Genomic DNA, 3,557 nt, shown 5'->3' with positions numbered 1-3,557 from the left:
CGCATGTGTTGGCTGACCCACCGCATTCGCGAGCAAGCCCGCTCCCACATTGGTTTTGTGGTGTGGCTAGATATTGAGTTCAACCTCACCCAGCCGCCCACCATGTGGCCCAAAACTGCGCTCCACCATCCTTCGCGTCCCGTCGGCATTCACAATCAACGCCGTACTCGCCCGCGTCCCATAACTGGGGCTGGCAATAAACACGCTGGATAACAGACTCTCCGTCGCCAACCCCACCCCGGTATCCGGCAAGTCTGCAAACGGCGCCGTCAGCGGATCACTCAAGATCCCCAGCAACGCCTCCGGCTGCGGATCATCCAGCACCGCACTCAACGCCGCCTTGGCCTTGAGCAACTTCGGCCACGGCGTATCCAGCCCAGCGTTGGACAACCCATACACCCCAGCCTGCAATCGCGTCGGCTCTGTGTGATGGGCGTTGTAGTGCCACAACTCATCCCGCGTGCCCACTAGTAGGTTAAATCCAGCATATTCAATCGAACGGCCGTTAACGTCGGCTAAATAGTCTTCAATCGCCAGGCTTCCATTGAGAAAACGCGCCACCAGTTCGCCTCGGGATTTGCGCGCGGGCGGCTGGTGCGGGTCGCGGATGTTGGTCAGGGCGGCAAAGCGCCCATCGGCATTCACCCCCAGCCAGGTACCACCGGCTTCCTGATCCCGGCCGGCGTAGACCTCGGGTGCATCCGGCCACTGGGCCAGCGGCAGGCTGGGGCGGGCGTAGAATTCATCACGGTTGGCCGCGACGATCAGCGGCTGGGCATGCCCCGGCCGCCAGGCGAAAACAATCAGGCACATCAGGCGATCCCTTTTGTGTTTTTAGCCACTCTACGCACTCAAGCAGCGGCGTTCCATCGTCTCCAGTTGGGTCGCATGCCTTCCATCCGTTAACATGCCGGACTTGTCTGGGAGGCTCCCATGGAATTTTTGCTGTATTTGGCGCTGGGCGCCTGTGCAGGCGTACTCGCCGGGCTGTTTGGCGTGGGCGGCGGCATCATCATCGTGCCGGTGCTGGTGTTCAGTTTCACCTTGCAGGGCTTCGACCCGCAGGTGCTGACCCACCTGGCCGTGGGCACGTCCCTGGCGACCATCATCTTTACCTCGATCAATGCGGTGCGCGAGCACCACCGGCGTGGCGCGGTGCGTTGGCCGATCTTTGTGTGGATGACCGTGGGCATCCTCATCGGCGCCGGATTTGGCGCGCTGACCGCCGAGGCGATCTCCGGCCCGCATTTGCAGAAGGTCATCGGTGTGTTTGCGCTGGTGATTGCCCTGCAACTGGCCCTGGAGGTCAAGCCCAAGGCCAGCCGCACGGTGCCGGGCAAGCTCGGCTTGACCCTGGCCGGTACGGTGATCGGCTGGGCCTCGGCGATTTTCGGGATTGGCGGCGGTTCGCTCACCGTGCCGTTCTTGACCTGGCGCAGCGTGCCGATGCAACAGGCGGTAGCCACGTCCTCGGCGTGCGGCCTGCCGATCGCCCTGGCAAGTGCATTAAGTTTCATGATTCTGGGCTGGCATGACCCGCTGCTGCCCGCTCATAGTCTAGGGTTCGTGTATTTGCCGGCGCTGCTGGGCATTGCCCTGACCAGCATGGTGTTTGCCCGCTTCGGCGCGCGCCTGGCGCACAGGTTGTCGCCACGTTTGCTCAAGCGGCTGTTTGCCGCTTTGCTGTTTTGCGTCGGTTTGAATTTTTTGCTGTAACGCAGGCTTAATCGCAGCCCGGCATGGTCCGGGCGCCATAACGAATGATTAACGAGGAGTCGCAATGCTGCCTTACCCGCAGATCGACCCGGTGGCCCTGGCCATCGGTCCGCTGAAAATCCACTGGTACGGGTTGATGTACCTGATCGGCATCGGCGGCGCCTGGCTGCTGGCCTCCCGGCGCCTGAACCGTTTCGACCCGACCTGGACCAAGGAGAAGCTCTCCGACATGGTCTTCTGGCTGTCGATGGGGGTGATCGTCGGCGGGCGACTCGGTTATGTGTTGTTCTACGATCTGTCGGCGTACATCGCCAATCCAACGCTGATCTTCGAAGTGTGGAAGGGCGGCATGGCGTTCCACGGTGGGTTTATCGGCGTGATGATCGCCGCCTGGTGGTTCGGCCGTCGCAACGGCAAGTCGTTCTTCCAATTGATGGACTTTGTCGCGCCGCTGGTGCCGATCGGCCTGGGCGCCGGGCGCATCGGCAACTTCATCAACGCCGAGTTGTGGGGCAAGCCGACCGACGTGCCATGGGCGATGGTGTTCCCACCGTTCAGCGACCCGGCGCAACTACCGCGCCATCCGTCGCAGCTCTACCAGTTTGCGTTGGAAGGCGTTGCACTGTTCCTTATCCTCTACATTTTCTCGCGCAAGCCACGCCCAACCATGGCCGTGTCGGGCATGTTCGCGTTGTTCTACGGGATCTTCCGTTTCATCGTCGAATTCGTGCGGGTGCCGGATGCACAGCTGGGCTACCTGGCGTGGGGCTGGTTGACCATGGGGCAGGTGCTGAGCATTCCGATGATCCTGGTTGGCCTGGGTCTGCTGTGGTGGGCGTACAACCGTCCGCAACCGCTGAAAAACGCGACGCTTTAAATTCGAATGCCGAGGCTGTCGAGCAGCCTCGGCTTCAACGATACGGGTACTCAAATGAAGCAATATCTCGAACTACTGAACGACGTCGTGACCAATGGCCTGACCAAGGGCGACCGCACCGGCACCGGCACCAAGGCCGTGTTCGCCCGTCAGTATCGGCATAACTTGGCCGACGGCTTCCCGCTGTTGACCACCAAGAAGCTTCACTTCAAAAGCATCGCCAACGAACTGATCTGGATGTTGAGCGGCAACACCAATATCAAGTGGCTGAATGAAAACGGCGTGAAGATCTGGGACGAATGGGCCACCGAAGACGGTGACCTCGGCCCCGTGTACGGCGAGCAATGGACCGCCTGGCCGACCAAGGACGGCGGCAAGATCAACCAGATCGACTACATGGTCGAGACGTTGAAGACCAACCCCAACAGCCGCCGCATCCTGTTCCACGGCTGGAACGTCGAGTACCTGCCCGACGAAACCAAGAGCCCCCAGGAAAACGCGCGCAACGGCAAGCAAGCCCTGCCGCCGTGCCACCTGCTGTACCAGGCCTTCGTGCACGACGGACACCTGTCGATGCAGTTGTATATCCGCAGTTCCGACGTGTTCCTCGGCCTGCCGTACAACACCGCCGCGCTGGCGTTGCTCACCCATATGCTGGCCCAGCAGTGCGACCTGATCCCCCACGAGATCATCGTCACCACCGGCGACACCCATGCGTACAGCAACCATATGGAACAGATCCAGACCCAGCTGGCGCGCACGCCGAAGAAGCTGCCGGAATTGGTAATCAAGCGTAAGCCTGCGTCGATTTACGATTACAAATTTGAAGACTTCGAAATCGTCGGTTACGACGCTGATCCGAGCATCAAGGCTGACGTCGCCATCTGATTCATGTGGGATAGAGCTTGTGTGGGAGCGGGCTTGCTCGCGAATGCGGTGTATCAGTCAAAGATGTTCCAACTGA

Annotated in this window: 4 protein-coding genes; 3 read left to right on the top strand and 1 reads right to left on the bottom strand. The window is 60.8% G+C overall.

Features of this window, described 5'->3' with window-relative positions; genetic code table 11:
- Nucleotides 1-66: 66 nt before the first annotated feature.
- Nucleotides 67-813: an NRDE family protein gene (locus NUV89_RS28595; RefSeq protein ID WP_257783957.1), complete on the bottom strand. Its 747-nt coding sequence runs from the start codon at nt 811-813 to the stop codon at nt 67-69.
- 120 nt (nt 814-933) lie between these two features.
- On the opposite strand from NUV89_RS28595, the gene NUV89_RS28590 reads away from it, so the two are divergent.
- The 3 genes from NUV89_RS28590 to NUV89_RS28580 all read left to right on the top strand — a co-directional run bounded on the left by NUV89_RS28590 (nt 934) and on the right by NUV89_RS28580 (nt 3,481).
- On the top strand, nt 934-1,716 hold the full coding sequence (locus NUV89_RS28590; RefSeq protein WP_257783956.1) for a sulfite exporter TauE/SafE family protein: 783 nt from the start codon (nt 934-936) through the stop codon (nt 1,714-1,716).
- Nucleotides 1,717-1,780: 64 nt separating this feature from the next.
- Nucleotides 1,781-2,593 carry a prolipoprotein diacylglyceryl transferase gene (lgt, locus tag NUV89_RS28585; protein WP_257783955.1) on the top strand — a complete coding sequence of 271 codons (813 nt, stop codon included), beginning with the start codon at nt 1,781-1,783 and terminating at the stop codon, nt 2,591-2,593.
- Nucleotides 2,594-2,647: 54 nt separating this feature from the next.
- Nucleotides 2,648-3,481, top strand: a complete 834-nt coding sequence (locus NUV89_RS28580) for a thymidylate synthase (RefSeq protein WP_071485350.1) — start codon at nt 2,648-2,650, stop codon at nt 3,479-3,481.
- The last annotated feature ends 76 nt before the right edge of the window (nt 3,482-3,557 follow it).

The sequence above is a fragment of the Pseudomonas sp. 18.1.10 genome (assembly GCF_024655625.1).
GTDB lineage: Bacteria > Pseudomonadota > Gammaproteobacteria > Pseudomonadales > Pseudomonadaceae > Aquipseudomonas.
Note: the sequence above shows the minus strand (reverse complement) of the source record. Positions and strands in the feature narration are given on the sequence as shown.

Bases quoted from the DNA above. Each gene is read 5' to 3' on its own strand.
- NUV89_RS28580 (WP_071485350.1), top strand. From the start codon at position 2,648: ATGAAGCAATATCTCGAACTACTGAACGACGTCGTGACCAATGGCCTG.
- NUV89_RS28595 (WP_257783957.1), bottom strand. From the start codon at position 813: ATGTGCCTGATTGTTTTCGCCTGGCGGCCGGGGCATGCCCAGCCGCTG.
- NUV89_RS28590 (WP_257783956.1), top strand. From the start codon at position 934: ATGGAATTTTTGCTGTATTTGGCGCTGGGCGCCTGTGCAGGCGTACTC.
- lgt (WP_257783955.1), top strand. From the start codon at position 1,781: ATGCTGCCTTACCCGCAGATCGACCCGGTGGCCCTGGCCATCGGTCCG.